26 protein-coding genes and 1 tRNA gene are annotated in these 26,968 nt (G+C 66.8%); 9 read left to right on the top strand and 18 right to left on the bottom strand.

Annotation, left to right across the window (positions count from 1 at the left end; all coding sequences use genetic code 11):
* Nucleotides 1-231: 231 nt before the first annotated feature.
* From ITJ67_RS20200 to ITJ67_RS04970, 6 genes are all read left to right on the top strand, one after another.
* A complete protein-coding gene (locus ITJ67_RS20200) occupies nt 232-1,245 on the top strand; it encodes a helix-turn-helix domain-containing protein (protein WP_194676955.1) in 1,014 nt (337 codons plus the stop codon).
* Nucleotides 1,246-1,538: 293 nt separating this feature from the next.
* The gene (locus ITJ67_RS04985; RefSeq protein WP_194676954.1) at nt 1,539-2,639 is read left to right on the top strand and encodes a hypothetical protein; all 1,101 of its coding nucleotides are present in this window, start codon (nt 1,539-1,541) and stop codon (nt 2,637-2,639) included.
* Between the two features lie 108 nt (nt 2,640-2,747).
* Nucleotides 2,748-3,350: an exonuclease domain-containing protein gene (locus ITJ67_RS04980; RefSeq protein ID WP_194676953.1), complete on the top strand. Its 603-nt coding sequence runs from the start codon at nt 2,748-2,750 to the stop codon at nt 3,348-3,350.
* 32 nt (nt 3,351-3,382) lie between these two features.
* Nucleotides 3,383-3,508, top strand: coding sequence for a hypothetical protein (locus tag ITJ67_RS19965; protein WP_267238522.1), 126 nt, complete (start codon nt 3,383-3,385; stop codon nt 3,506-3,508).
* Nucleotides 3,509-3,511: 3 nt separating this feature from the next.
* On the top strand, nt 3,512-3,829 hold the full coding sequence (locus tag ITJ67_RS04975; protein ID WP_194676952.1) for an SLOG family protein: 318 nt from the start codon (nt 3,512-3,514) through the stop codon (nt 3,827-3,829).
* A 3-nt stretch (nt 3,830-3,832) separates the two neighbouring features.
* A complete protein-coding gene (locus ITJ67_RS04970; RefSeq protein WP_194676951.1) occupies nt 3,833-4,039 on the top strand; it encodes a hypothetical protein in 207 nt (68 codons plus the stop codon).
* A 440-nt stretch (nt 4,040-4,479) separates the two neighbouring features.
* Here the strand turns inward: ITJ67_RS04970 and ITJ67_RS04965 are convergent, their stop codons facing one another.
* Nucleotides 4,480-4,761, bottom strand: a complete 282-nt coding sequence (locus ITJ67_RS04965) for a hypothetical protein (RefSeq protein ID WP_194676950.1) — start codon at nt 4,759-4,761, stop codon at nt 4,480-4,482.
* 112 nt (nt 4,762-4,873) lie between these two features.
* On the opposite strand from ITJ67_RS04965, the gene ITJ67_RS04960 reads away from it, so the two are divergent.
* The gene (locus ITJ67_RS04960; protein WP_194676949.1) at nt 4,874-5,290 is read left to right on the top strand and encodes a hypothetical protein; all 417 of its coding nucleotides are present in this window, start codon (nt 4,874-4,876) and stop codon (nt 5,288-5,290) included.
* A gap of 102 nt (nt 5,291-5,392) precedes the next feature.
* Here the strand turns inward: ITJ67_RS04960 and ITJ67_RS04955 are convergent.
* The 8 genes from ITJ67_RS04955 to ITJ67_RS04920 all read right to left on the bottom strand — a co-directional run bounded on the left by ITJ67_RS04955 (nt 5,393) and on the right by ITJ67_RS04920 (nt 14,170).
* A tRNA-Asn gene (locus tag ITJ67_RS04955) sits at nt 5,393-5,465 on the bottom strand.
* 98 nt (nt 5,466-5,563) lie between these two features.
* Nucleotides 5,564-6,571, bottom strand: a complete 1,008-nt coding sequence (locus ITJ67_RS04950; protein ID WP_194676948.1) for an NAD(P)-dependent oxidoreductase — start codon at nt 6,569-6,571, stop codon at nt 5,564-5,566.
* Between the two features lie 6 nt (nt 6,572-6,577).
* Nucleotides 6,578-7,585 carry an ATP-binding cassette domain-containing protein gene (locus ITJ67_RS04945; RefSeq protein WP_160072089.1) on the bottom strand — a complete coding sequence of 336 codons (1,008 nt, stop codon included), beginning with the start codon at nt 7,583-7,585 and terminating at the stop codon, nt 6,578-6,580.
* A gap of 80 nt (nt 7,586-7,665) precedes the next feature.
* On the bottom strand, nt 7,666-9,648 hold the full coding sequence (gene dnaG, locus ITJ67_RS04940) for a DNA primase (RefSeq protein ID WP_194676947.1): 1,983 nt from the start codon (nt 9,646-9,648) through the stop codon (nt 7,666-7,668).
* A complete protein-coding gene (locus ITJ67_RS04935) occupies nt 9,639-10,937 on the bottom strand; it encodes a deoxyguanosinetriphosphate triphosphohydrolase (RefSeq protein ID WP_236558441.1) in 1,299 nt (432 codons plus the stop codon). The genes dnaG and ITJ67_RS04935 overlap by 10 nt, the downstream gene beginning before the upstream one ends.
* Nucleotides 10,938-10,939: 2 nt before the next feature.
* The gene (gene dusB, locus ITJ67_RS04930; protein ID WP_194676946.1) at nt 10,940-12,094 is read right to left on the bottom strand and encodes a tRNA dihydrouridine synthase DusB; all 1,155 of its coding nucleotides are present in this window, start codon (nt 12,092-12,094) and stop codon (nt 10,940-10,942) included.
* 77 nt (nt 12,095-12,171) lie between these two features.
* On the bottom strand, nt 12,172-12,762 hold the full coding sequence (locus ITJ67_RS04925) for a DUF4352 domain-containing protein (RefSeq protein ID WP_194676945.1): 591 nt from the start codon (nt 12,760-12,762) through the stop codon (nt 12,172-12,174).
* A 28-nt stretch (nt 12,763-12,790) separates the two neighbouring features.
* Nucleotides 12,791-14,170, bottom strand: a complete 1,380-nt coding sequence (locus ITJ67_RS04920; RefSeq protein WP_194676944.1) for a glycine--tRNA ligase — start codon at nt 14,168-14,170, stop codon at nt 12,791-12,793.
* A gap of 244 nt (nt 14,171-14,414) precedes the next feature.
* On the opposite strand from ITJ67_RS04920, the gene ITJ67_RS04915 reads away from it, so the two are divergent.
* Nucleotides 14,415-16,829 (top strand): hypothetical protein, encoded by a 2,415-nt coding sequence (locus tag ITJ67_RS04915; RefSeq protein WP_194676943.1) that lies wholly within the window; start codon nt 14,415-14,417, stop codon nt 16,827-16,829.
* Nucleotides 16,830-16,856: 27 nt separating this feature from the next.
* Here ITJ67_RS04915 and ITJ67_RS04910 read toward each other — a convergent pair whose 3' ends face one another.
* Together ITJ67_RS04910 and recO are read right to left on the bottom strand one after the other, a co-directional pair.
* The gene (locus ITJ67_RS04910) at nt 16,857-17,678 is read right to left on the bottom strand and encodes an isoprenyl transferase (RefSeq protein ID WP_160072101.1); all 822 of its coding nucleotides are present in this window, start codon (nt 17,676-17,678) and stop codon (nt 16,857-16,859) included.
* Nucleotides 17,675-18,514 carry a DNA repair protein RecO gene (gene recO / locus ITJ67_RS04905; RefSeq protein WP_194676942.1) on the bottom strand — a complete coding sequence of 280 codons (840 nt, stop codon included), beginning with the start codon at nt 18,512-18,514 and terminating at the stop codon, nt 17,675-17,677. The genes ITJ67_RS04910 and recO overlap by 4 nt, the downstream gene beginning before the upstream one ends.
* A gap of 84 nt (nt 18,515-18,598) precedes the next feature.
* Between recO and ITJ67_RS04900 the strand changes: the two genes are divergently transcribed.
* Entirely contained in the window at nt 18,599-19,390 is a 792-nt protein-coding gene (locus tag ITJ67_RS04900) for a trimeric intracellular cation channel family protein (RefSeq protein WP_194676941.1), read from the top strand.
* A 41-nt stretch (nt 19,391-19,431) separates the two neighbouring features.
* On the opposite strand, the gene leuA is transcribed toward ITJ67_RS04900, so the two are convergent.
* The 7 genes from leuA to ITJ67_RS04865 all read right to left on the bottom strand — a co-directional run bounded on the left by leuA (nt 19,432) and on the right by ITJ67_RS04865 (nt 26,940).
* Entirely contained in the window at nt 19,432-21,204 is a 1,773-nt protein-coding gene (gene leuA / locus ITJ67_RS04895) for a 2-isopropylmalate synthase (protein ID WP_104298654.1), read from the bottom strand.
* 156 nt (nt 21,205-21,360) lie between these two features.
* Nucleotides 21,361-22,017, bottom strand: a complete 657-nt coding sequence (locus ITJ67_RS04890; protein WP_104241444.1) for a response regulator — start codon at nt 22,015-22,017, stop codon at nt 21,361-21,363.
* The gene (locus ITJ67_RS04885) at nt 22,014-23,399 is read right to left on the bottom strand and encodes a sensor histidine kinase (RefSeq protein WP_160072107.1); all 1,386 of its coding nucleotides are present in this window, start codon (nt 23,397-23,399) and stop codon (nt 22,014-22,016) included. The genes ITJ67_RS04890 and ITJ67_RS04885 overlap by 4 nt, the downstream gene beginning before the upstream one ends.
* Nucleotides 23,365-24,255, bottom strand: coding sequence for a GTPase Era (gene era / locus ITJ67_RS04880; protein WP_160072109.1), 891 nt, complete (start codon nt 24,253-24,255; stop codon nt 23,365-23,367). The genes ITJ67_RS04885 and era overlap by 35 nt, the downstream gene beginning before the upstream one ends.
* Nucleotides 24,252-25,526, bottom strand: coding sequence for a hemolysin family protein (locus ITJ67_RS04875; RefSeq protein WP_194676940.1), 1,275 nt, complete (start codon nt 25,524-25,526; stop codon nt 24,252-24,254). The genes era and ITJ67_RS04875 overlap by 4 nt, the downstream gene beginning before the upstream one ends.
* Nucleotides 25,523-25,990 carry an rRNA maturation RNase YbeY gene (gene ybeY, locus ITJ67_RS04870; RefSeq protein WP_104241448.1) on the bottom strand — a complete coding sequence of 156 codons (468 nt, stop codon included), beginning with the start codon at nt 25,988-25,990 and terminating at the stop codon, nt 25,523-25,525. Before ybeY ends, ITJ67_RS04875 begins: the two co-directional genes overlap by 4 nt.
* On the bottom strand, nt 25,987-26,940 hold the full coding sequence (locus tag ITJ67_RS04865) for a PhoH family protein (RefSeq protein WP_160072111.1): 954 nt from the start codon (nt 26,938-26,940) through the stop codon (nt 25,987-25,989). The genes ybeY and ITJ67_RS04865 overlap by 4 nt, the downstream gene beginning before the upstream one ends.
* Nucleotides 26,941-26,968 lie beyond the last annotated feature (28 nt).

Raw genomic sequence — 26,968 nt, 5'->3', positions numbered from 1 at the left:
TGACCCCAGGCGCATAGCATCGCTGAGAGGAACACGCCGAGATCCTGATGAGCTCCCCACTCATGGGATATACGCGAGGCCTGTTCCCGCGAATTGAGACATTCGCGTCGACTCGCGGATTCGCTGACACCGGGACAGGATTTTTCGTCACTGGAGTTGCCGAAGGTTCGCCCGGTGCCCAACAGTTCCCTGGTCCCTTCCGGGACGCTCCCCCCAGCGAAAGAAGATCGAGTGCCGGATGACCGCGACGTACACCTCACTGGCCCGGATGCCGTGGACTGGCTCAGCAAGCGCGGTTGGCACGTGCGCTCCTACCGAGGGACATTCCGCCTGAATGCAGATCTCATCTGGACGGATACCTTCGCCATTGGCCGCATCTGGCACACGCCGGCTGAGATCGAGATCATCGGTTCGGACACCGAACCGAACGTCCGGGCGCTCGTCGTCGTAGGCGTCTCTGGCGACCACCAGGTGGTGAATGACGTCGGCACGCACACCCTTCGCCCTGGCGACCACGTTGTCCACGGCAATGCAGATATGTTCTCGCTGATCACCCACGAGCCCGCGTCACGAGTTGTGCTGGCGACGCTCAAGACTCGGCTAACGGTTCAGAACCCGGACTTGCTCAGAAACAGCACACCCGTCAGCGTCACTTCCACAATCGCCTCCATTTTCATCAGCGCGGCCCATGCATCGCTGGCCTCTCCCATTACGGAGGCATCGGCAGCATTCCCTGCTTGGAGGCGGGGTCTCGAGAACCTTCTCGCCGCTTCGCTGGACTCAACGGCAAGAGACCGGTACTCCTTCACGTCCTACGCCCAGTCCGAGGAAATCGGGCGTGCCATGGCCGTGATCGATGCGAACGCCACGGACCCCTCATTCACAATCAGACACCTGGCTACTGACCTCGCAATGTCAAAGTCTCGCCTACATGCTGTCTTTGATGGCACCGGAACCACTCCCGGCCAGCTCTTGCGTCGAACCAGAGTGAATTTGGCCAATGCCCATCTCCGCGAAGCTCGTCCAACAGGAGCAGAACTCGCGAGAGTCGCCAAGCTCTCTGGCTTCGGCTCCGTGAGGTCACTCCAACGCGCCCTGGCTGAGCAGCGCGCGCTCGAGTCAGGCGAACACGCGGCACAAACCCTCCGCGTTCCAAGTCCAGTCGATGTCGCCGTCACCGTTGACGTCGACAAGCTGATTGACGACACCACAGGGCAGAAATCCGGGCTCGAGCCGCAATCTTGAACAGCGCCGCGTTCCGATGACGCCCCTGCCGTCGTTCTTGGTGGCCCGCACGTGCGCGCTGGCAGGTACTGCATCCGCGTCAGTTTGTCTTGGCGATCTAGGCAAGCCCTAGCCGGCTTCTAATCTGGCGAACGACCCCACAGTCCCAGGAGTGTGCGCGACCGACTGAGGCTACCTCGCACTGGCCTGCACATTTCCCGGGCCGGGCGTCGATGAGCGGGCCCGTGGCCCGAAGCACGTTTTGACCGTCCAGGCCGGGAACCCGAACCGGCCCGCCACATCGAAGAGGACCCATGACCACCACCCCCTCAGAATCCAATCCCGCACGCCGGACTCTCCTTACTGCCGGAGCCTGGTCGGTACCCATCATCGCGACCGGAGCTGTAGCCCCGTTCGCAGCCGCCTCCTGTGGAGAGACGGGCACGATCACCTTCAACGGAGGAACCGCTGGCACCGCTGCCGTCACCGGTACTTGGATCGTGCCCCCGTGCATCACGAAGATCACTGTGTCGATCGCCGGTGGCGGCGGCGGAGCCGGGCGCAGCTTCAATGGCCAGATGACACAACAAGGCCGTGGAGCGGCCGGCGCTCTCGTGACCGCCACGCTCAACGTGACACCTGGCCAAACGTTCAACGTCATCGCCGCCAGCGGCGGACGATCCGGCCCATCCTCACCCGACATAGCAGCAGTTGGCGGACAGGGCTACGGCAACGGAGGCGTCTCCCAAGACCCGGCGACGCCTTCAAGCGTCTCGTCAACAGGCGGTGCAGGTGGCGCCGGCAGCGCACTTCGCCTGGGCACCACTCTCGTCGCAGTGGCGGGTGGCGGAGGCGGTGGCGGGTCCGCAGACGCAAACGCGAGCAACGCGAATATCACTGGGATATACGGCGGGAATGGTGCAAGCCCCGGAACAGCGACGGGCGGTGGCTCGCGAGCAGACTTCAACGGCTTCAACGTCCAACAGACCGGTGGCACCTCCGCGACAGGAGCCACGGGAGGCGCAGCAGGAGTCGCAGGTACCTCCAACAACACCAACATCGCCAGAACCTTCGGCACGGCCGGCGGAAACTCCGGAACAGGTGCAAACGCTGGCGGCAATGGCGGCACCGGCGCCTCGGTAAGTGGCACCAACTCGGCACCGACCGGATCCTCCTCTGGCGGTGGCGGCGGAGGTTACGCGGGCGGAGGCGGTGGAAGTGCCGCACGCATCTGGGACACCGCGAACTCGAATGCTTCTGCCGCGGGCAGCGGCGGCGGCGCGGGATCGAACTTCGTCGTCTCGAATCCGACCCTCATCGCCACCAGCACACAGGGTGCCGCATCCAACGGCGGGACTTTCTCGCCTCCGAGCAGTGGTGGCAGCGGCTTCGTAACCATCAGCTGGCCCGCCTAAAGCACTCGTCTGTGGGGCCCGACCAGGTACATAAGCCGGATCGGGCCCCCAAACCCGCGCGACGAATCAAGAATCCAGTGCTCCGCGCGACCCTCCGCATAGGAGAGCATGAGCAGTTGCGATCAGCACCCGTCCCTCATGGTTTGCATCGACCTGGAGACCACCGGTCTCGATGAGCAGGCCGGCCTCGTCCTCGACGTCGCCGCCCGCGTCGTCACGAACGACCTTTCCCCCGTCGACGACGGGATCTCACTCGTGGTCGCCCAGGGGAGCCCCGGGGATTCGATCTTCCCCGTGTTCCCGTGGCGCGACCGAATGAACGACTTCGTCGTGGAGATGCACACGAACAGTGGCCTCATCGCCCAAGTCGACCGTGCCAGCCTGACCATCTCCGACGTTGACGCGCGCATTGCCGCCTACCTCGAGTTGCACGCAGACGGCGTCCCGCTGCTGCTCGTCGGCAACTCGATCACCCTCGATCGCAACTTCCTGCGCGAGCACCTCCCGCTGACCTTCGCGAAGCTCCATCATCGCAGCGTGGACCTCACCAGCGTCGAGCTGTTCCTCGCCCGCTACTCCGGCCTCGACATCGACCGGGTCGCACCATCCACGGGCCACCGGGCGATGGACGACGTCGACGCCTGCCTGGCGACCGGCCGAAGCATCGGCGACACCCTCCAGGCCGTGCTCGCAGCGGTGGACCGCTCATGACACCGAGCGAGCACCGCAGAACGGAACCAGTCATGAACGACCCCTACTTCCTGAACGGTGAGCACCCCGCCGACCGCGTCCTCCAGCAGGTGCCAGGAGTGCCGCCGCAGCACGTCGAAAAGGTCTTCCACGCGCTCGCCGACCTGACGCATCGATAGCACATGCTCAGCCCCGCAATCCTTGCCCTCGGATCCCCGGACGCGCTGACTGAGTCGGCCGTGTCGTGTCCGCACGCGCTCGGTCGCTACTTCCACGGCCTCGGAGACGAACTCGACCGACAGTCGCCCCCGACCGAGCGGCGCTTTCGCATCCTCATTACCGGTTCTCGTGACTGGGCGGACCGGGCTCTCGTCGCAGCCGCCATTGACCAGGTGTGCGCGATGCTGAATGGACAGGACCTCCCAGTGGTCCTCGTCCACGGCGGATGCCCGACCGGCGCGGACCTCATCGCGGACGGGATCGCCTACGAGCGCGAGTAGGACGTGGAACGCTACGCGGCGCGATGGAAGCGTGACGGCGGCAAGCGCGCCGGTCCCGTCCGCAACCAACGCATGGCCGCTCTCGGCGCGAACGTGTGCCTCGCGTTCCCATGTCCGGGATCCCGTGGCACCCAGTCCGCGGTTGCGGCCGCGCAGAAGCACGGGATTCTCACCTATGTCACCACCGAAGCCGAGGGGATCTTCTGGTGAGTGCCGAGGTGCTGGTAACGCTCAGCAGCTTCAACCGTCCAGGGCCACCACCGGCCACTTGGGCTCCAGCCAAACGCGTTCGAGCGCTCGAACTTCAGGCACCCTGGGCCAAGCACATCCCAGAGCAACCAGGCGCCGAGGCCGACGACGAGCTCTTCTACGAGCAGGCCTCGCGCCTCGACGCGGTACTCGCCGTCACGGATCTCGCACACCTCTGGGTGGTCGACACCATGAGGCCTCCGACTGCACGCAACCTCGCCTCCGGGGAGCTCAGCACGTTTGAGGAGCTGCAGCACGCGCGCCGTGTCGGTGGCATCTTCGAGAGTGAACGCATCACTACGGTCCGTGGCATGGGCAACTACGCCCACTCCGCCGTCGTCCGCGCACACGCCGCCCGGGCGCTCGTCTGCACCGGCGACGACGAGGACACGCTCTCCGCGCTAGAGCAGATGAGGGACGCCGGTATTCGGCATGCGCTCGTGAAGCTGACCGCCGGCAAGCACCCGCTCGCACCTATCGGCCTCGGCCGCAACAGCCGAGGCCAGCTGATCGCGCGGCTCGGTTGGGGCTTCGAGCGCATCACCCCCAAAGCAAAGGCGTTCATCGTCCAGGAGCGAGCCATCGTCCAGTATGGGTCCCAGCTGCTCGTCGTCGATGGGCAGGTAGTCACGGGAGCGGCGAACGTCGCCGCGCACACGCCCCTCGGAGTCGGCGACGGCCACGTGGCCTCGTCACCGAGGCGTTCCTCGTGCGAGTATCCGATCTGGAGGCCTACGTTGCCGAGCATGGCGACATTCCCGGCCGGAATCCCCCCGAGCGCGCTGAGGCACTGGATTGAACGCAAGCGAAATTACGGGAGCCCGGACCAGCGAGCCGTTCTCGACGACCGCGTTCCTGAGCCGCCTCTCCGGCAGCGGGCACCTGTTCACGTTCGTGTCTCACGGGAACGCGCGCACCACGAGCCCGCTCGAGGGCGGCATCAACAACGGCATCCGCACCACGCTGCGCAACCACCGAGGGATGAGCGAGGCCCACATGAAACGCGCCGCCGAATGGTTCCTCTACACGCTGGAGCTCACCACCGAGCACGCCTACAAGCTCATCCCGAAGACCCTCCACTCCGTGATCCCTGCACCGAGCGCCGCAGCCGATGATTCTCCCGAACAGGGCGCCCTGGTCGCGTTCTACGACACCACCCTCAGCGCCGAGGAAGGTCTCTGGAGCCGGACAGGCTGGGCCGGACGATCATGACACGCGCGAGCTCATCCACACGTTTTTTCCTATAAGCCTGATTCGGCGTGTTCTGAGCATGAAAAACCCCCGTACTTCGGCGGAAGTACGGGGGTTTCACAGCTCCCTGAGATGGACTCGAACCATCAACCTGCCGGTTAACAGCCGGCTGCTCTGCCAATTGAGCTATCAGGGATTGGCAACTCGAAGAGACTAGCAACACCTTCGCCCGAATGCGAAATCGAGCCGCTGGCGTGTCGCGCGTGCCGCGAAGCTGCCGTCTTCGAGCCCTCCTCAGTAGCCCCGAACCGGGTCCGCGATGCCCACGAACCGGCCCGTGGACACGAACGCCTCCACGTTGCGTCGCACACGCTCCTGGAGCAGCGGCTGCACCATCTCAGGCGTATCCGCCGCGTGCGGCGTGATGATGAGGCGCGGCGTGGTCCACAGCGGGTGCCCGTCCGGCAGCGGCTCGGGCGAGGTGACGTCGAGACCGGCCCCAGCGATCCAGGACTCCTCGAGCGCCACCTGGAGCGCGTCAGGGTCGACCAGCGGCCCCCTGGCGATGTTGACGAGCACAGCGGCCTCCTTCATGGCACGCAGGCGCTGCTCGTTGATGAGTCCGCGCGTCTCCTCGGTCGCCGCCGCGGCGACGATGACGACGTCCGCATCAGGCAGCACCTCATCGAGCCTGTCTGCGGTCACGGTGCGAGTGGAACCCTCAACCGGCAGGTCGCGAGCCCGGACGATCGTCGTCGTCACGCGGAAGGGCTTGAGCAGGTCGAGGAGCTCGAGCGCGATACCGCCAGCACCGATGATGACGACGTGCCTGCCGTACAGCGAGGTGCCCGTCTTCTTCTCCCACGTGTGTGCGGAAAGGCGCCGAGGGAACTCACGGAGCAGGCCGAGCGTCAGCGCAAGCGCATGCTCCGCGACAGGCTCGGCGTACGCCCCCTTCGCAGAGGTGAAGAGCACCCCGCGCTCGGCGTGCGGCTTCAGCCTGGCCGCGAAGTTGTCGATGCCAGCGAAGGGCAGCTGCACCCAGGTGACCTGCGGGTTCGCCTCGAGGGCGTCGATCAGCCCCTGCACCTTGGATGCGGACAGGTAGACGATCCCCCGAGTCTCCGGGCCGAGGTCCACAAGTCGTCCGCCGTTCGCGACGACCGCGTCAGCGAACGGGGCAGCATCCCCTTCGGGGAGCAGCGTTACTGCCCCGGTTTCAGGGCGAGCATCCCCCTCGAGCTGGGTCGCCTCCTCAGCCAACCTCGCCGTGTGCTGAACCTGCGTGCTGCTCGCGCTCATCCGCTGCTACTCCTTCTCGGTGCCGTCTTCGTCAGTCTGGAAGCGCGCGAATTCCGCGCGCTGGGACACGAGCTGCTCGCGGGCGGTGCGCTCGGCATCCGCGCTCTGCTGCTCCACGTCGGGGTCGCCGAACAGGCCATCAGCCACGAGATCCATCGCTGCGAGCGTCTCTCGCTCGACAAGCCCTGGTAGGGGCGTCAGCGCGTACTCGCGCGCCTCACGCATGCGCTTCAGGTAGGCGTGATGCGGGTCGGCGAGGACCTCGTCGATGGTGCCACGGGCAAGCACGAAGCCGCGATCGAGCACCAGCACGTTCTTCGTCAGACGCTCGATCGCGCGGAGATCGTGGCTCAGCAGGATCATCGTGCAGTTGCGGGCCACGTTGATGCGCTCGAGCAAGCTGAAGAGCGCCGGCCTCGCGATGATGTCGACGCCCTGCGCCGGCTCATCGACGACCAGCACGCTTGGCTCCACGATGAGGGCCTGCGCAAACGCGACGCGCTGACGCTGACCTCTCGACAGCTCGAAGGGGAACTTGCCGAGCATGCCGAGCTCGAGGTCGACCGCGTCGATGAGCATGGCCGCAGCTCGCCCGAGACGCTTCCGGTCGAACGAGCGATCACGCGACAGGATGGGCTCCGCGATGTTCTCGGCAACCGTCAGGTCGTTGCGCAGCTGGTCGCCGGAGTCCTGCGCGAGGTAGCCGATGTCCAGATCGATGCGCCGGCGGTCGAGTCGCGACGGGTGACGCAGGTCCATGCCGACGACCTCGAGCGTGCCGCCCGTGATGAACGGCCACTCCCCCTTGCCGGGACGGCGACGGCCGGACAGGATGCGCCCCAGGGCGGACTTGCCGGACCCTGCGGTGCCCACGACGCCCAGGATCTCACCGGCCTCGAGCTCGAACGAGATGCCGCTGACGGCTTCGTGCTTCCGATTCGACCCGTGCTCGATGTAGGAGATCGACAGGTCGTCAGCGACGACGGCCCGTTGATGATCTGCGCTCGTTGCCATGCCTGGTCTCCCCTTTTGTTCTCCGAACCCGCCGGAACACCCGTCGCTCGGCCTTCGAGCAACGAGCCCACCGTGCGAGCCTAGCCTTCGCGCAGCTCGCGCTTCTGATTCTCGATCGACATGAGCTGCTCGTTCAGCGACCGGAAGCGCTCCGGCTCTGCACGCCCATCCGTTCGCTGCAGCGTACCCAGCAGCTCGGCCTTCCTCCGCAGGAGGTCGCGTTCCACCAGCGATGCGCTCAGCGACCGGACATACAGGTCGATCTGCTCGTCCTTGCTCCCCGCGGGAATCGACGCCATGGCCAGCTCGGTCACGAGCGTCGTGAACGCCTGCGGCACTTCCTCCCCGATCCGCGTGATCCATTCCACCGAGCCGAGGGAGTCTCGGGTCGCGACGATGCCATCGCGCACCGTCGAGAGCGACGCATTCGTGAAGCCCGCAGCCATGACCTGCTGGAAGCGCTCGTCGGAGAGTCGTCTCGGGTGCTGCAGCACCGCCATCAGCGTGTCGCGCTCGAGGCGAGTGACGGGATCGTTCGGCAGGTCGCTCATGCGCACCGCGCGCACTGCGCCGCCGCCGAAGTCGCTTGTGTCCGGCGGGAAGTCGTACCCCTCACCGTCTGGGAACGGCGGCTCCTCCTCGAAGTGACCGGAGGACGGACCGCGCTGCCCACCCGGCCGAGAGCGCTGGTCGGGCACACGAGCCGGAGCGCGGGTCGCCGCCTGCCCGCGCGGCGCGTTCTTGCTGGCCCCCCTCGCCGCGCGCACGGCCTGCTCCACCTGCACGAGGTCGATCCCGAGCATTCCCGCAAGGCGCCTCGAATAGCCGGGCCTCATCGCAGGGTCGCGGATGCCGGCGACCACGGGAGCCGCCTGCCGGAGGGCGGCGACCCTCCCCTCGACGGTGTCGAGGTCGTGCCCGAGCAGCTGCTGCGAGATGACGAACTCGTACATCGGCATGGGATGGTCGATGAGCTCGCGCACGGCAGCATCGCCCCGCGCAAGACGGAGGTCGCAGGGGTCGAGCCCGTCACGCGCGACGGCGACGAACGTCTGCGCCACGAAGCGCTGCTCCTCCGCGAACGCACGCATCGCGGCCTTCTTGCCCGCCTCGTCCGGGTCGAACGTGAAGATCACCTGTCCGCCGGCGGATTCATCGTCCATGATCCTGCGCAGCACCTTGATGTGGTCGACGCCGAACGATGTTCCACACGTGGCGACCGCCGTCTGCACCCCCGCGAGATGCGCGGCCATGACGTCGGTGTACCCCTCGACGACGACGACCCGGCGCTGTTTGGCGATCTCCCGCTTCGCGACGTCGAGTCCGTAGAGGACCTGCGCCTTGTGGTAGATCGGCGACTCGGGGGTGTTGAGGTACTTCGGCCCCTTGTCGTCCTCGTAGAGCTTTCGCGCCCCGAACCCCACCGTCTGACCAGAGGTGTCGCGGATGGGCCACATGACCCGGCCGCGGAAGCGGTCGTAGCTCGATCCGCGCTCGTTGGTCGAGAGCAGCCCCGACTCCTTCAGCTCCGGCGTCGTGAAGCCGAGGCCCGCGAGGTGCTTCGACAGGGAGTCCCAACCCTGCGGCGCGTACCCCACACCGAACATGGCCGCGGCACTTGGATCGAACCCGCGCCCGCCCAGGAACTCACGAGCCGCTTCCGCCCCGGGCGCCTGCAGCTGCTCGCGGTAGTAGGCCTCGGCAGCCGTGTGCGCCTGCAGCAGCCGGAGACGCTTCGAGTGGTCTGGTGCATGACCGCCGTCTTCGTACGTGAGGGCGTACCCGAGGCGACCGGCGAGGCGCTCGACGGCCTCGGAGAAGGTGACGTGGTCGATCTTCTGCAGGAACGTGAAGACGTCACCGGACTCACCGCATCCGAAGCAGTGGTAGTAGCCGAGCTGCGGCCTCACGTGGAAGCTCGGCGTGCGCTCGTCATGGAACGGGCAGAGCCCCTTCTTCGACCCGATCCCCGCGTTTTTGAGGGTGACATGGTCGCCGACGATCTCGGAGATGTCCGTGCGAGAGCGAACTTCCTCGATATCGCTCTTGCGGATCAGTGCCATGAAGCCACCCTAGACGGCACCTCCGACGCTGCAGCGAGCCGGTCGTGCCAGACGAGGGCGCCCTTGTCGGTGAGGTTCGCGACCTGGTCGACGACGACCCGCTTGCGCTCGGTGTCGTCACCGGCCGCCCGGAAATCGGCGGCGAACGCTGCGTCGAGGTGCTGATCGCCGGTCTGCCAGAACATGTCCGAGAGTTCGACCAGGATCTTCCGCTGGTGCTCGTAGATCGGCCGACGCGCATCCAGCGACATGACGAAGCCCGCGACGATGCCCTTGAGCAGCGCGATCTCGGCGCGGATCTCACGTGGCACGACCAGCGAGGCCCGGTACCGGATGAGCGACTCCCCCGGCTGCGCGGCCCAGGTGGCGGCCGTCGCGGCCTTCGCGAAGCGACCGATGAGCTGCGACGTCAGGTTCTTGAGCCCCGCCTGCGCGACCCTCGACCCGTCGTACTCGCGCATCCAGTAGGGCTGCGCCTGCAGGCGAGTGAACGCCTCGTCGAGTTCCTCCTCGGAGAACTTCGAGCCCGACCAGTCGGCGGCGGCGTACAGGATCGCCGGACGATTGGCGAGGTCGTCGAGTTCGGGGAGCGAGACGAACGACTCCACGATGGCGTCTTCGAGGTCGTGCACGGAGTAGGCGATGTCGTCGCTCAGGTCCATGACCTGGGCCTCGATGCTGGTTCGCCCCTCAGGCGCGCCCTGTCGCACCCAGTCGAAGACCGGGCGGTCGTCGGCGTACACGCCGAACTTCCCAGTGCCGCGCTCCGCCCCCGCCTCCCGCGTCCACGGGTACTTGCAGCTCGCGTCGAGGCTCGCCCGAGTGAGGTTGAGTCCGTAGTGCTGACCGTCAGGACCGAACACCTTCGGCTCAAGGCGGGCGACGATGCGGAGGGTCTGGGCGTTGCCCTCGAACCCGCCGATGTCCTGCGCCCACTCATTGAGCGCCTTCTCGCCGTTGTGCCCGAACGGCGGATGCCCGAGGTCGTGGGCCAGGCATGCCGTGTCCACGATGTCGGGATCGAGTTCGAGCGTGCCAGCGATCTCGCGTCCCACCTGCGCGACCTCGAGGGAGTGCGTCAGGCGGTTGCGGGCAGCGTCGATACCGGCCGTCGGCGAGAGCACCTGCGTCTTGGCCGCCAGTCTGCGCAGAGCGCTCGAGTGGACGAGCCGTGCCCGGTCCCTGGCGAACGTCGAACGTCGACGGTTCTCGTGGTGCTCGGGAAGGAATCGCTCTCGATCGTGGTCGCCGTAGGGACTCCGGTCGATCGGCTCAGGGGGAAGCGTCACCCTCAGCCTCCCGAGTGGGACAGCTCGGCGGCGGAGATGTTCGCCTTCTGGTCCTCGTTGAGCTCGCGAGACTCGAGCCAGCGGTCCGGCAGCGACGGCCGCTTGGGGGTTCCCGCTCGCCCGCGGGGGCCCTCGGCGTCCTGCCCCGGGTAGGCCTGGTCGCGGTCGAGCTGAGCCAGGAGCCCGTCGAGCTCCTCGAGCGTCGACATGAGCGCGAGACCGGAGCGTACATCGGAGCCCACTGGGTAGCCCTTGAGGTACCACGACATGTGCTTGCGCATCTCGCGGCAGGCACGAGCCTCCTCCTGGTGGAACTCGGCGAGGAGCTCGGTGTGTCGACGGATCGCATCCCCCACGGCCCCGAGCGTCGGCTGGATGCGCGTCGCGTCGCCGCGGAAGGCAGCAGTGAGGTCGCCGAAGAGCCAGGGGCGTCCGAGGCAGCCGCGCCCGACCACGACACCGTCGCATCCGGTCTGCTCCATCATCCGCAAGGCATCCTCACCCGCCCAGATATCGCCGTTGCCGAGCACCGGGATGCTCGTGACGGTCTCCTTGAGCTCGCCGATGGCATCCCAGTCAGCCTGCCCCGAGTAGAACTGCGAGGCCGTGCGCCCATGGAGCGCGACGGCTGCGACGCCAGCGCCCTCCGCGATACGGCCGGCCTCCAGGTAGGTCAGGTGATCGTCGTCGATGCCCTTGCGCATCTTGATCGTGAGCGGGATGTCACCGGAGGCCTCTGCTGCTCCCTCGACGATGGCCCGGAAGAGGGAGGTCTTCCACGGCAGCGCCGCCCCGCCTCCTCGCTTCGTGACCTTGGGCACAGGGCACCCGAAGTTGAGATCGATGTGATCCGCTCGGTCCTCGGCCACCAGCATCGTGACGGCCTCGCGGACGGTCTTGGGGTCGACTCCGTAGAGCTGGATGCTCCGGACCTCCTCCGACTCGTGGTGCTCGATGAGGCGCATGGTCACGGGCGTCCGCTCGACGAGCGCGCGCGAGGTGATCATCTCCGAGACGTAGAGGCCCGCGCCGTACTCACGGCAGAGGCGCCGGAAGGCGGAATTCGTGATGCCCGCCATGGGCGCGAGCACAACTGGAACGTCGAGAACCAGAGGGCCGATGCGCAGCGGCTTCGAGTCGAGTGCAGTCAAGGTCATAACCGATCAATTCTCGCAGGTCGAGGCGACTTTCGCACGCCCGCCCCGACACGTTCGGACAGGAGACGCTCGTCGCCTCAGATGACGATCTTCAGCTCGGGAGCAGGCTCGAACCGCAGCTCCATCGGACCAACCGCCGAGGTCGAGACATCGAAGACCAGATGGATGCGGGTGGAGGTGAACGGTGGGAGCTGCTTGTCGGCCGCGGGTCCAGCAGGCAGGTCCGTGCCGTAGGCGGTGGTCTCGTCGTCTGCGATCGATGTCTCCCCCGCCGCGTCCGCGAGTTCGAAGACGTCGGGCGCGAGGGAGATCGACTCGCCGCTCCCATTTCGGAGATCGACGTCGACGACGCAGAACTGGCCAGCGGCGCTCGCGCTGCCGCCCCGCCAATCGTGCCGCGGCAGGCCGCACTGGATCTCGCTTGCCGACAGCTGCACACCACCGACGCTCACCGAGCCGCGTGGGAGCAGCTCCGACGCCGGTCCCCGCCAATCGGGGATCGCCGCCGGGGCATCCAAGGTGGCGGATCCTCGGTCGGTAGCTCGGGCGGAGATGAACACATAGCTGACCACCGCGAGCAGGACAAGCACTGCCGCGATCGCCAGGAGCCCGGGCCGCAACGAGCGACCCGCCCGCGTTCTCGCGGACGGGCGCTCACCGGTTCTCACTGAGTCCTGGTTCACTCGGAAGGTGCGGTCAAGCTCCGAGCAGACGACCCGCGAGGTACGTCTCGAGCTGGTCCAGGGCGACTCGCTCCTGGGCCATCGAGTCGCGTTCGCGGACCGTCACAGCGTTGTCCTCGAGTGTGTCGAAGTCGACCGTCACACAGAACGGCGTGCCGATCTCATCCTGGCGGCGGTACCTGCGACCGATCTGGCCCGCGTCGTCGACGTCGATGTTCCAGTGCCTGCGGAGCTTGTCACCCAGTTCGCGCGCGACGGGGCTGAGGCGCTCGTCACGACTCAGCGGCAGCACCGCGACCTTGATGGGCGCGAGGCGCGGGTCGAGCCGCAGAACGGTGCGGATATCCACGCCACCCTTGGCGTTCGGCGCCTCCTCTTCCACGTAGGAGTCGACGAGGAACGCCATCATGGATCGCGTCAGGCCGAAGCTCGGCTCGATCACGAACGGTGTGTAGCGCTCTCCCGAGGCCTGATCGAAGTAGTTGAGGCCGGTGCCCGACGCGGTCGAGTGCGACGTGAGGTCGTAGTCGGTGCGGTTCGCGACACCCATGAGCTCGCCCCAGCCGGTTCCCTTGAAGCCGAACTGGTACTCGAAGTCGATCGTTCCGGCCGAGTAGTGCGCGCGCTCTTCCTTGGGGACATCGAAGCGCCGCATGTTGTCGGGGTTCAACCCGAGGTCCGTGAACCAGTTCCAGCACGCCTCGACCCAGTCCTCGAACCACTTCTGCGCCTCATCCGGGTGCACGAAGAACTCGATCTCCATCTGCTCGAACTCACGCGTGCGGAAGATGAAGTTCCCCGGCGTGATCTCGTTGCGGAACGCCTTTCCGACCTGACCGATGCCGAAGGGAGGCTTCTTCCTCGACGTGGTGAGCACGTTGTTGAAGTTCACGAAGATGCCCTGAGCGGTCTCGGGACGCATGTAGTGCAGTCCCGCCTCGTTGTCGACGGGACCGAGGTAGGTCTTGACGAGGCCCGAGAACAGCTGAGGTTCGGTCCACTGCCCCTTGGTCCCGCAGTCAGGGCAGACGATGTCCGACATGCCTTCCGGCGCGCGGTTCTTCTTCGCCTCGAACGCCTCGATGAGGTGGTCCTGGCGGTGGCGCTTGTGGCAGCTCAGGCACTCGACCAGCGGGTCGGTGAAGGTAGCGACGTGGCCGGATGCCTCCCAGACCGCCTTGGGCAGGATGATCGAGGAGTCGAGTCCCACCATGTCCGCACGGCCACGGACGAACGTCTGCCACCACTGCTTCTTGATGTTCTCCTTGAGTTCGACGCCAAGGGGGCCGTAGTCCCAAGAGGCGCGAGTGCCTCCATAGATCTCGCCCGCTTGGAAGACGAAGCCCCGCCGCTTCGCGAGAGCGATGACCTTGTCGAGCGTGGTTTGCGCCATTGAGAGAAACTCCTGCTGAGGTGTCGAAGGCGAACCCAGGGTCGTGTCCGCCGCAAGTCGTCAGTCTAGTCAAGCGCCAGGCTCGTGAGCGGCTCTATGCCGGAAGGCCGTCCGCGAGACGTTGTCCACAGATCCGCTTCTGGGGCACCTCGCCTGCTCGGAGGTCTGCAACGATGTCGCGAATCATCTGAACATTCGAATGGCGTTGTCCCCCAGGACGTCGCGCATCCGAAGGGCACCCTCTGTGACTCCCACATCAGCGCTGACCAGCGCTGTCGACAAGAACCTCATCACCTCGAGTGCACTGCACGCAGCAGCCTGCGTCGTCGCCGCGCTCTTCAGCGGAGCCGCGTTGAGCTCCGCGTCGGCCCTCCTTGTCAGCGATCTGGCGCCGGACAGTCAGCCCGGCCCCTCGAACGCAGCGTCGGGATTCGAGCTGCTCTGGCAATTCGTCCTCCTGCTCACGTCGCTCCCCTTCTCAGGCCAGCTTCGAGTGGCCGTCGAATCAGTTGGCGGCTTCTCCATGACAGGCGAGAGCGGCCTGGTGCTCGGACTGTGGCCTCTGGCGTCCCTGGCGTTCGTCCTGGCCGTGAGCCTCGCGACGGCCTACGGGCTCGAGCGGCGCGGAACGGATGGAGGCAGGCGCGGCAGGCTCGCAGCAGCCGCAGTCTCGAGCGGAACGTTCGCGGTCCTCCTCCTCTGCGTCGCAGCACCCGGCCTGCGTCTCGACACCGCGGGCGCGGCTGCCACCGTCACTGCACTGAGCCCGGCACTCGCGCCTGTCGCGTTCACGTCGGTCTTCGTGACCGGATGGCTCGGGCGATCTCTTGCCGCACGAGGCCGTCCTGGTGAAGCACCTCAGACGCCGCCGCTCGGCTCGCGGTCACGAGAGCTGCGCCTCCTCCGCACGGAGCTCGGCATCTACACCGGGGCGCTCGCAGTGGCCGGCTCGCTCCTCGGCGTCGTCGCGATGATCCTCGGCGTCGCACAGTCGGAGAGCCCGTGGACGGCGGTGCCGGTACTTCTGGCCGCGGCACCGCACGTCGCCCTCACCGCGCTGATCCTCGGCCATCTGGGTGCCATCGCCGTGAGCATCCCCTTCACGCCGAGCACAGTCGCGTCGGTCTTCTCGCCTGAGCTCCCCCACGCTTGGCTCGCGCTTCTCCCGGTTGTCGCCGCGACAGTCGCGAGTGCCATGCTCATCGGGGTCCGTCGGCCCGAGACACGCTTCCCCCAATGGTCGAGCCTCTGGCGCCTGCCGGCCGCCGCCCTGCTCACCTGGACGATCCTCACGTCCATGCTTCTGCCGGTGGTGCTCAGCGGATCGGCATCGGCACTCGGATTCTCGCTCGGCGACCTCACGATCAGCGTCAGGCCGGCGTTCTGGACTCCGGCGCTCTTCGCGATCTGGGCGCTGGCAGTCGAGCTCCTCGCGTGGGCGCTGCCGCGCCGACTCAGGATCATCGCACCGCGGCTCCATTCCCGTGCGGTCAGCCTGCGCGCGCGTCTCGACCGTGGGCGTGCGCCTGCTGCCACCGGTTCGGAGACACGTCCAGCACTGATCGCGCAGCCCTCCGCATCCACCCCACCTGCAGGGACTGCTCGGCAGTTCGGAGCGCCCGCGCGCCGAAGGCTGCGTCGCGCTGGCGCCGCTCTCGCCGTCACGATGGTCATCATCGCGGCAACCGCCATTGCGGTCACCACCGTCAACCACCAACGCGGCGCGATCGCGGAAGCCCGCCGCTACGTGCAGGCCATCGCCGACGGCGACGCGAGCCTGGCCGGCGAACTCGTCGACCCCAACATCGAGAGCGCTCAGCGACAGTACCTGAGCGACGAGATGCTGGCCGCGGCAACCGAGCGGATCACCGTCCTCGACATCATCCAGCTCGAAGCCGCCACGACACCCGCCACCGAGACCTGGTTGGCGCCGTCGACGCCCGCAGCGGTTGGGTCAGCCCGCGAGACCAAGAACCTGCAGGTCACCTACAGACTTGGAGGGACGACGGAGACCGCCGTGCTCGTTGCCGAACGCGTCGAGAACGAGTTCCTGGTGCTCGAGCACTGGCAAATCCTCACGCCCCTGGTCTTCGCCTCGGCCGTCGGCACGAGCCATGCCATGGATCTCACGATCGGCTCCGTCACGGTGACCCCGGACCCCGTCTCCTCACGAACCTGGGAGGGCAGTCAGCCGGTGAGCTGGGTGCAGTTCGACGCTTACCCGGCGATCTACCCCGTCACGGGAACGACCTCCGAGTTCTACTCCACCTCGAACCAGCCGGTACGAGTCGGCACTATTGCCGACGACCACGTCGCAGACCGCAATGTCGTCTACACGCCGACCGAGGCGTTGCAGACCGCGGTGGAATCCGCGGTCACCGCCAGGATCGACGAGTGTGCCTCCTCAACGGACGCGGCTCCCGTCGGATGCCCCTTCAGCACCTACGTCTACGGCGCGAATCGAAGCGTGAACTGGAGCGTCGCCACCTATCCGACCGTGACGGTCAGCGGTGCCTCCGACTCCTTCGAGATCGAGGGAGGTCTCGCGGTCTACACCTCGACAGGAGAGAGTGGGCGAACGACGAAGGGCTCGGACACGATCTGGGAGCGAGGGAGCTTCGCGGTCGACGGAGAGAAGGTCACCGTCGAATTCCGCTGATCTCGCGGCGCGCCCGCCCTCGCCGTATCAGCTGACCTCGGTCGGGGCGGGGGCGTCGACACGAGTCGGCGCGTCCACGGCGCCCCCGAACCTGCGCTCCCGGCCCGCGTAGCGCTCGATCGCCTCCCAGAGGTCGGTGCGAGAGAAATCCGGCCAGAGCGTATTGAGGAAGCACATCTCCGCGTAGGCAGCCTGCCAGAGCAAGAAGTTGCTCGTCCGCTGCTCGCCGCTCGATCGCACGAAGAGATCGACATCCGGCATCTCCGGGTCGTAGAGGTACTTGGCGATGGTCTGCTCCGTGACGCGCTCCGGTCGCAGCCTGCCCTCTCGAACCTCTTCCGCGATGCGCTTCACGGCGTCGGCGATCTCAAGGCGCCCGCCGTAGTTCACGCACATCGTAAGCGTCATCCGCGTGTTGTCCTTCGTGAGGCGCTCGGCAAGCTGCAGGTCCTTGATGACCGACTTCCACAAGCGCGGCTCACGGCCAGCCCAGCGGATGCGCACACCCCACTCGTTCAGCTGATCGCGCTGCCGATGAAGGACATCCCTGTTGAACCCCATGAGGAAGCGCACTTCCTCGGGTGAGCGTTTCCAGTTCTCCGTGGAGAACGCGTAGGCGCTGAGGTGCTTCACCCCAACCTGCAGCGCGCCCGCGACGACGTCGAGGAGGGCCGCTTCACCCGCTCGGTGGCCCTCGATCCGTGGGAGACCTCGCTGGTTCGCCCAGCGACCGTTGCCATCCATGACGACCGCCACATGCGACGGGACCTCTGACGCCTCGAACTCCGGCGGATAGACGCCCGTCCAGTCGACCGGCTTGAACTTCTGCGTCTGCCTGCTCCGGCTCATGCCATCTCCTCCGTGCCGGGCTCAGCGCCCGGGTCACTGTCTGCGTTGCTTGCCCCGCCGCTCGCACCGCTCGCAGTGACCGCGGTCGCCGGCTCCAGTCGTCCGAGCAGGCGGTCGTGTTCGAGGACCTGCATCGATCTGAGCTTCTTGTCGAGATAGTGCTGCGAGTAGGCCGAGACGATCCCACTGGCACGTGCCCTGGCCGAGACCTCGATGTCATCGAGCATGGCCCAATCGCCGGACAGCAGCGCGCGCACCGCCTGCACCGTGGGCTCGTCCACTCGCACGATCCCCGCAGGAGTGCATCGTTGGCACACGACTCCCCCGAGCTGCACGCTGAACCGCTGATGCGGCCCTGCTGCCCCGCACCTCGCACAGTCATCGAGCGCGGGGGCCCAGCCGGCGAGCGAGAGCGAGCGGAGCAGGTACGAGTCGAGGATGTCCTGGGACGCCCTCGCGCCAAGGGTGAGCGCTCGCAAGGCTCCGATGACAAGCGTGTACTGCTGGGGCGACGGCTCAGCCTCGGCCACTCGCTCGGCGGCCTCGACGATGACGGACGCGGCCGAGTATCTGGAGTAGTCCTCGACCAGGTCCCGACCGTACGCGGCGAGCGTCACAGCCTGCGTGACGGTATCGAGATTGCGACCCGCGTAGCACTGCACGTCCACGACCATGAACGGCTCGAGCCGAGCGCCGAACTTCGACGACGTCCGGCGAACCCCGCGAGCCACAGCCCGCACCTTGCCGCGCTCCTTGCCGAGCAGTGTGACGATGCGGTCGGCTTCGCCGAGACGCTGGGTTCGAAGGACAACCGCCTCGTCACGATAGGTGGGCATCAACCCAGTATGGCCCTCCGAGCAGCGAGAGCCGTGAACCACGCGTGACTGGGCCCATCGCGGCGCTGTGGGAGCATTGGGACCATGGATTCGCCCGCCACGACGCTCCCCCTCTGGCTGGACCTCACGGCCATCGCCATCGGCGCGATCACCGCGGCCATGGTCGCCGAGCAGTTCCGCGACAAGAAGCTCGACTGGCTCGGCGTCGTCATCATCGGCATCACCGTCGGCCTCGGCGGCGGCATCATCCGCGATCTCCTTCTCGGCATCCGTCCGGTGAGCATGGAGACGGAATGGTTCCTCTTCACAGCTGGCGCGGCGGCACTCGGCGGAATGCTCCTGCAGCGACTGCTCCGACGCATGGACGGCCTGGTCTCGGTCCTCGACGCCGCGGCGCTCGGCTTCTTCTGCGCGGTCGGCACGCTCAAGGCGATGAACTTCGACCTGCCGATCCTGCCGACGCTGCTCGTGGGAACCGTGACCGCAGCCGGCGGCGGCGTGGTCCGCGACATGCTGCTCGGGATGCCCGTCGGCATCCTCTTCGTCGGCTCCCTCTACGCCGTGGCCGCGACAGCAGGCAGCGCAGCGTTTGTGCTCGCCGACGCGTTCGGCGTCTCCCAGATCATCGGCATCGTGATCTGCGTCGCGGTGACCTTCGCCGTGCGCATGGCCAGCGTCTGGTTCGGGCTCAGTCTGCCCGAGCAGATCGCGCTGAAGATGCCGCGAATACGAAGGTCACCCCGGACGGGCAGGCCCGAACGGGAGCTGCCCTTCACCGACCAGGAGATTCTCGAGGCGTCGGGCCTGCACGCCCCCGACACCCGACCGATCGACATCATCGAACAGAAACGGGCGAGCAACTCGAACTCGGAGTGACCTCCGGCCGGGTGCTCGCCCGTTGAACGTGACGGTTGCGCTTAGGCGACCGTCGTCAGCTGAGCATCGAGCTCGGCTTCGGTCTCGCCACGCAGCGCCCTATTCACGCCAGAGACGATCGCCTTGAGCGACGCCGTCGAGATGTCGCTGTCGATACCGACTCCCCAGAGGCGCACGCCCGCGACGTCGAGCTCGATGTAGGCCGCGGCGCGTGCGTCGCCACCGACGGACAGTGAGTGCTCGACGTAGTCGAGCAGCTCGACCTGCAGGCCCTGCTGCCCCAGCAGCTTCATGAAGGCGTCAAGCGGCCCGTTGCCCTGCGAGGCGTGCTCGGCCACTCCCGACCCGTCGCGCAGCGAGACGCTCAGATCGACGGCTCCGTCGAGCGCTGAGCTCGTCGCCGTGCGGAACAGCTCGAAACGACCCCACTTGTGCTGCTCGCTCTCCGCGGGCAGGTACTCGTCGTTGAAGATGCGCCAGATGGCGTCGGTCGAGACCTCGCCGCCCTCCGAATCGGTCTTGTTCTGGACAACCCCGGAGAACTCGATCTGCAGACGTCGCGGCAGGTCGAGGTTGTGGTGCTCCTTGAGCAGGTAGGCGACTCCGCCCTTGCCGGACTGGGAGTTCACGCGGATGACGGCTTCGTAGCTCCGGCCGAGGTCGCGAGGGTCAACGGGCAGGTACGGAACCTCCCACGTGAGCTCGTCGACAGACACGCCGAGCGCGTCGGCCTTCGCGGCCATGGCCTCGAAGCCCTTCTTGATCGCGTCCTGGTGCGAGCCAGAGAAGGCCGTGTAGACCAGGTCGCCACCCCAGGGGGCGCGCTCCCCGACGGGCAGCTGCGTGCAGTACTCGACCGTGCGGCGGATGCCGTCGATGTCGGAGAAGTCGATCTGCGGGTCGATGCCCTGGGTGAACATGTTCACGCCGAGCGTGACCAGGTCGACGTTTCCCGTGCGCTCGCCGTTTCCGAAGAGGCACCCCTCGATGCGGTCGGCGCCAGCGAGGTAGCCGAGTTCGGCGGCGGCGACACCCGTGCCGCGGTCGTTGTGGGGATGCAGGGAGAGCACGACGCTCTCTCGCCGAGTCAGGTTGCGATGCATCCACTCGATCGAGTCCGCGTAGATGTTCGGTGTGGACATCTCGACGGTCGCCGGCAGGTTGATGATGACGGGACGTTCTGGGCTCGCGTCGAAGCCCTCGATGACCTGGTTGCAGATATCGACCGCGAAGTCGAGCTCCGTGCCCGTGTAGCTCTCCGGCGAGTACTCGTAGTAGATCTTCGTGTCGGGAACGATCGCCTCGGCCTCGCGGCACAGACGAACTCCCTCGAGGGCGATGTCGATGATGCCCTGGCGGTCCTTGCGGAACACGACCTCGCGCTGCAGGACGCTGGTCGAGTTGTACAGGTGCACGATCGCCTGCTTCGCACCCTTCAGCGACTCGAAGGTGCGGGTGATCAGGTGGCCACGCGCCTGCGTGAGGACCTGGATCGTCACGTCGTCCGGGATGACGTTCTCTTCGATCAGCGAGCGAACGAAGTCGAAGTCTGTCTGACTGGCCGAGGGGAACCCGACCTCGATCTCCTTGTACCCCATGCGGACCAGGAGGTCGAAGAGCGCGCGCTTGCGTTCCGGGGACATCGGGTCGATGAGCGCCTGGTTTCCATCGCGCAGGTCGACGGCACACCAGCGAGGTGCACGCTCGATGCGCTTGGAGGGCCAGGTGCGGTCGGGCAGGTCGACGGCGATCTGCTCGTGGTGCGGGACGTAACGGTGCGCTGGCATCGATGACGGCTGCTGCATGTTCTTCATTTTTTGCTCCGGATCACTTCTTCTTGTCGTGCTAAGCCGACAGCAGACTCCGCGGCGAGGGGGCTTAGAGCGAAGCCTCGCCGCGGCAACGAAGAAGGAGGGTGCCGAACAGCATTGGCCAAGCGTAGCACCGAGGCGCTGCGTTCACCCGCGCGGTCAGTTGAGACCGTGCTCGTAGGCGAAGACGACCAGCTGCACGCGGTCGCGGAGCCCGAGCTTCGCGAGCACCCGCGAGATGTGCGTCTTCACGGTGGCCTCGCTCAGGAACTCCTGACGGGCGATCTCCCCGTTCGAGAGGCCGCGAGAGGCGAGCGCGAACATCTCTCGCTCGCGTTCGGTGAGCGTCGTGAACTGCTGCGGCACGGCCCGCGAGGCCGGGACTGCGGCCGAATAGCGCCTGATCAGGTCGGCTGTGGCCTGAGCGGCGAAGACCTCGGCACCTGTCGCCACGGTCCGGACCGCCGCGAGCAGGAACTCCGGATCTGCGTCCTTCAACAGGAACCCGCTCGCCCCCGCCCCAACCGCCTTCGCGACTGCCTCGTCGAGATCGAAGGTCGTGAGCACCAGGATGCGCGTTGACGACCCGCTCGCGACGATCTGCTTCGTCGATTCGAGGCCGTCCTGCCCCGGCATGCGCACATCCATGAGCATCACGTCGGGCTTGAGCGCCTTGGCCAGCGAGACCGCCGCGACTCCGTCGCTGGCCTCCCCGATGAAGCGCATGTCCTCCTGGCTGTCGATGAGCATCCGGATTCCGCTGCGGAAGAGAGGCTGATCGTCGACGAGCGCGACGGTGATCTGGGAACTGGTCAAAATGTGTGCCTCTCGGTCGTGGAGCGAGTGTCGTCGCTGTCGAGCTCGGCCCCAGCGGCCCCCTGCGGCGAAGCGATGGGCAGCCACGCGTGCACGCGAAACTGCGCACCAAGCCGTTCAGCCTGCACGTTACCGCCTGCGATGCCGACGCGCTCCGCCATGCCGACGAGCCCGTGCCCGCCCTCGCCTCGCGGGTGCGGAGGCACCGCGACGGAGTTGAGGATCGTCGCCTCGAAGACCTGCCCCCAGCTCAATCTCACAACGACGGGCCGCGTGGCATCACCGTGCTTGAGCACGTTGGTCAACGACTCCTGCACCAAGCGGAACACGGCGCCCTGCGCCTGCGTCGTGAGGGACCGAGGCTCGCCTCTCGTCTCCAGCTGCAGGTCGAGGCCGGCCGCGCGCATCCTGGAATACAGTGCGGGCAGTTCTTCGAGGCCCGGTTCCGGACCGGCCTCCTGGCTGTGCCTGAGCTGCCCGAGAAGGCCACGGACGTCGACGAGCGCGCTCCTGGCCGTCGACGAGATCGTCCCGAGCGCGGCCTCCGCCGAATCGGGGTTGCTCTTCATCGCGTACCGGGCTCCGTCGGCCTGGGCGACGACCACGGCAAGGGAGTGCGCGACCACGTCGTGCATGTCTCTGGCGATCTGCGTTCGCTCCTGTTCAGCGGCCAGCTGCTCCTGCGCTCGAATGCGCTCGAGTTCCACGATCGCCGCCCGGTTCTTGACCTCCTGGGCTCGCAGATGCGCGCGGCGGAGGAGCCCGGCCAGCCAGGCCACGACTCCAGCCCCCACGAAGAGCAGCCAGATCAACGCTGCGGCGAAGAGGAACGCGTCGCGGCTGCCCTCGACATTCGTGGCGATGGACTCCCAGCTGAAGCTGGTCGGGTTCCAGTGCGGGATGAGCGCCACGATGATCGTCGGCGCCACGACGCCGTAGACGGCGGAGCTGATGACAAGAGCACGGCTCCCGTAGGCGACCGCGGCGTAGATGCTGAGGTAGATCGCGACATCCTGCGGATGCGGACCGAACGCGAAGACCGACTTCAGCAGTGCCGCGAGCACGACGATCAGGAAGCTCGGCCATGGCGCATAGCGCCGGATGATCATGGCGACCGTGAAGAGCACCCAGGACGGCAGGAGCAGCCAGGTCAGCGTCGTGCCGTCTCCCCCGTCGTAGTCGAGGGGCAATCCGAACGTGAGCGCGAAGAGGAGGCCGAGGATGATGTCGGTCACCCACTGCAGCCACGTCAGGCGGTAGGTGTGCGCCTTCCACAGCCCGCCAACTGCCGAGAAGAAGGACTCCCGTGGCTGTCCACCAGCCGCGAGAGCATCGACGGACCGCGGCTCAGAAGCCGAGGCGTCCGAGCTGCTTCGGGTCACGCTGCCACTCCTTCGCCACCTTCACGCGGATGGAGACGATGACACGCCCCTCGGTGATCTGCGAGATCTCACGCTGCGCCTGCTCGCGGATGCGCTTCAGCCGCTCGCCGCCCCGCCCGATGATGATGCCCTTCTGGCTGTCGCGCTCGACGACGATGTTGACGTACAGCTCGCGCGTGACGCCGTCGTCCCGCGTCACGATCTCCTCGACCGTGACCGCGATCGAGTGCGGGAGCTCGTCGTGCACACCCTCGAGCGCCGCCTCGCGCACGAGTTCCGCCGCACGCTGCTCGAACGACTCCTCGGTCTTCATATCGCTCGGGTACAAGGGCTCGGAGTCCGGGAGCAGCCCGAGGATGATTCCAGTGAGCGTGTCGAGCTGGATGTCCTCAGCTGCCGAGACGGGGATGATGTCATCCCATTCGCGAAGACCCTGGACATCGACGAGGCGTGAGGCCAGGACGTCCCGGCTCACGGTCTCCGCCTTCGTCACGATGGCGATCTTGCGAGCCTTGGGGGCCTCATCCAGCTGCTCGTTGATGAAGCGATCGCCTGGACCGACGGGCTCGTTGGCCGGCACGCAGAACCCGATGACATCCACTTCCGCGACCGTCGCGTGCACGACGTCGTTGAGTCGCTCCCCCAGGAGCGTGCGCGGACGGTGCATGCCGGGGGTGTCGACGATGATGATCTGTCCGTCTTCGCGGTGGACGATGCCTCGCACCGCACGGCGAGTGGTCTGCGGCTTGTCGGAGATGATGGCGATCTTCTCGCCGACCAGCGCGTTCGTCAGAGTGGACTTGCCCACGTTCGGGCGACCGACGAAGGTCACGAATCCTGCTCGGTAGTTCGTCATGCTTCGATTCCTGACTCTTGAAGTGGTTCCAGGCGACGCGCCAGGACGGTGAGAATGCGCTTGCGGGGTCCGACTCGCTCGGCGACGAGCTCGATGCCGTCGACGACGGCCCTGTCCCCGCGTTCGGGGATCTTGGACAGCGACTTCGCGAGCAGCCCGCCCACGGAGTCGACGTCGTCGAACTCGAGCTCGATATCGAAGAGATCGCCGAGCTCCCCTGTCGCGAGGCGAGACGACACCCGGTATCGCCCGTCGAGCAGCTTCCGCGGCTCGTCATTCGGTCGATCGTACTCGTCGCTGATCTCTCCGACGAGCTCCTCGATGAGATCTTCGAGGGTCACGAGGCCCGCTATGCCGCCGTATTCGTCGACGACCATCGCAAGGTGGGTCGCGGACGCCTGCATGCGGCGAAGCAGCAGATCGGCGCGCAGCGACTCCGGAACGAAGTCGGCGGGCCGGGCGAGCTCGACTGCAGGGCTCGACTCCGCCTCGTCCTGCAGCGAATGCCGCACCAGGTCCTTGAGGTAGAGGATCCCGAGGATGTCGTCGCTGTCCCGGCCGATGACCGGAGCACGAGAGATGCCGGTCTCGAGGAACTGCTCGAGCGCTTCTCGCAACCCCGCGTCGCCGTCGACCGTGACCATGTCCGTTCGAGCGACCATGACTTCCCGCACGAGCCGGTCCGAGAACTCGAAGACGGAGTGGATGAGCTCCCGATCGCCGTGCTCGAGCACCTTGAGGTCGGCTGCCTCGTCGACCATGCTGAGGAGTTCCTCCTCGCTCGAGACGGAGCCGAGGCGCTGCGGACGGCCAGGGGTGACTCGATCGCCGAGCACCACGAGCAGATCTGCGACCGGCCCGATGACGAGCCGAACTCCGCGCGCGATGGGTGCCGCGAACGCCATCACCTGCTGGGGGTGCGCGCGCGCCACGCTTCGCGGACTCGTGCCGGCGATGATGAACGAGACCAGGATCATGATGGCTACTGAGACGAGGAACGCCTGCCACCTGACGTCGAACAGATCGGTCAGGATGAGCGTCACAAGGACGGCCGACATGCTCTCGAAGAGCACGCGTGCAAACGTCAACGCGTTGCTGTGGGCACCGGGGTCGGCGGCGATCGCCTCGATCGAGCGCTTCGCGCGGCTCCCCGCGGCGAGGTGCTCGAGCTCTGGCTTGGAGAGACGCGCGATGACCGCTTCCGTCGCGGCGAGCAACCCGCTCATCGCTACCATCAGGACGATGGCGGCGACGAGCAGAGCCGCGGTCATCTGGCGCGCTTCCTCTCCTGAAGGTGGAAGCCGACGAGGAGATCGCGCTGGAGGCCGAACATCTGCTTCTCCTCCTCGGGCTCTGCATGGTCGAAGCCCAGCAGGTGCAGGACTCCGTGGGTCGTGAGCAGCAGGAGCTCGTCCATCATGCTGTGCCCGGCGGCCTTCGCCTGATCGGTCGCGACCTGCGGGCAGAGCACGATGTCTCCGAGCAGTCCAGGAGGCGTCTGCCGATCGACGTTGCCGGGCCGAAGCTCGTCCATCGGGAAGCTGAGCACATCGGTGGGGCCGGGCTCGCCCATCCACTGGACGTGCAGCTCCTCCATTGGGCCTACCTCGACGAGCACGATCGCGAGCTCCGACTCGGCGTGCACGTGCAGCTGGTCGAGCGCGTACGCGGCGACGCGCTGCAGGGCCCCTTCGTCGACCTCGTAGCTGGCCTCGTTGTTGACCTCGATGCTCATCGGCTTGCGTTCCTGTCCTGGCGTCGGTGATCGTCCGCCTGCTTCTTCTGGTCGTACTCGGTATAGGCGTCGACGATGCGGGCCACGAGGGTGTGCCTGACGACGTCGTCGCTCGTGAGGTGCGAGAAGTGCACCTCGTCGATGCCGCCGAGCACGTGGGTCACGAGCTTCAGACCAGAAGCCCCCATCGGCAGGTCGAGCTGCGTGATGTCCCCGGTGACGACCATCTTCGATCCGAACCCGAGCCTCGTCAGGAACATCTTCATCTGCTCCGGCGTCGTGTTCTGCGCCTCGTCGAGCACCACGAAGGCGTCGTTGAGCGTGCGCCCGCGCATGTAGGCGAGCGGCGCCACCTCGATCGTCCCGCTCGCCATGAGCTTGACCACGACCTCCGGGTCGAGCATCTCGTTGAGCGCGTCGAAGAGGGGCCGCAGGTAGGGGTCGATCTTGTCGTTGAGGGTCCCTGGTAGGTAGCCGAGGCGCTCGCCAGCTTCGACGGCCGGGCGAGTCAGGATGATCCGCGTGACCTCCTTGCGCTGCAGTGCCTGCACGGCCTTCGCCATCGCGAGGTAGGTCTTGCCCGTTCCGGCGGGGCCGATGCCGAAGACGATCGTGTTGTCGTCGATCGCGTCCACGTACTGCTTCTGGCCGAGCGTCTTCGGACGGATGACCTTGCCACGCGACTGCACGATTGCCTGGCCGAGCACGTCCGTGGGCGTCTCCTCGCCACGGTCGATGAGCCGCTGGGAGCGCTCGACCTGGGCTGGCTCGAGGTCGACGCCGCTGCGCGCCATCGCAGTGATCTCGCGCAGGAGCGCCTCGGCCGCGACGACGTCGTCTCGCTCGCCGCTGAAGGTGATCTCGTTGCCGCGCGCGAGCACGCGCACGCGAGGGTGCTCGCGCTCCACGGATTTGAGCAGCCGGTCGCCGGGCCCGAGGAGCCGGACCATGGCGACGCCTTCGACCGTGGTGGTCTGC

It is taken from the genome of Pseudoclavibacter sp. VKM Ac-2867, assembly GCF_015351275.1.
Lineage (GTDB): Bacteria > Actinomycetota > Actinomycetes > Actinomycetales > Microbacteriaceae > Pseudoclavibacter.
Note: the sequence above shows the minus strand (reverse complement) of the source record. Positions and strands in the feature narration are given on the sequence as shown.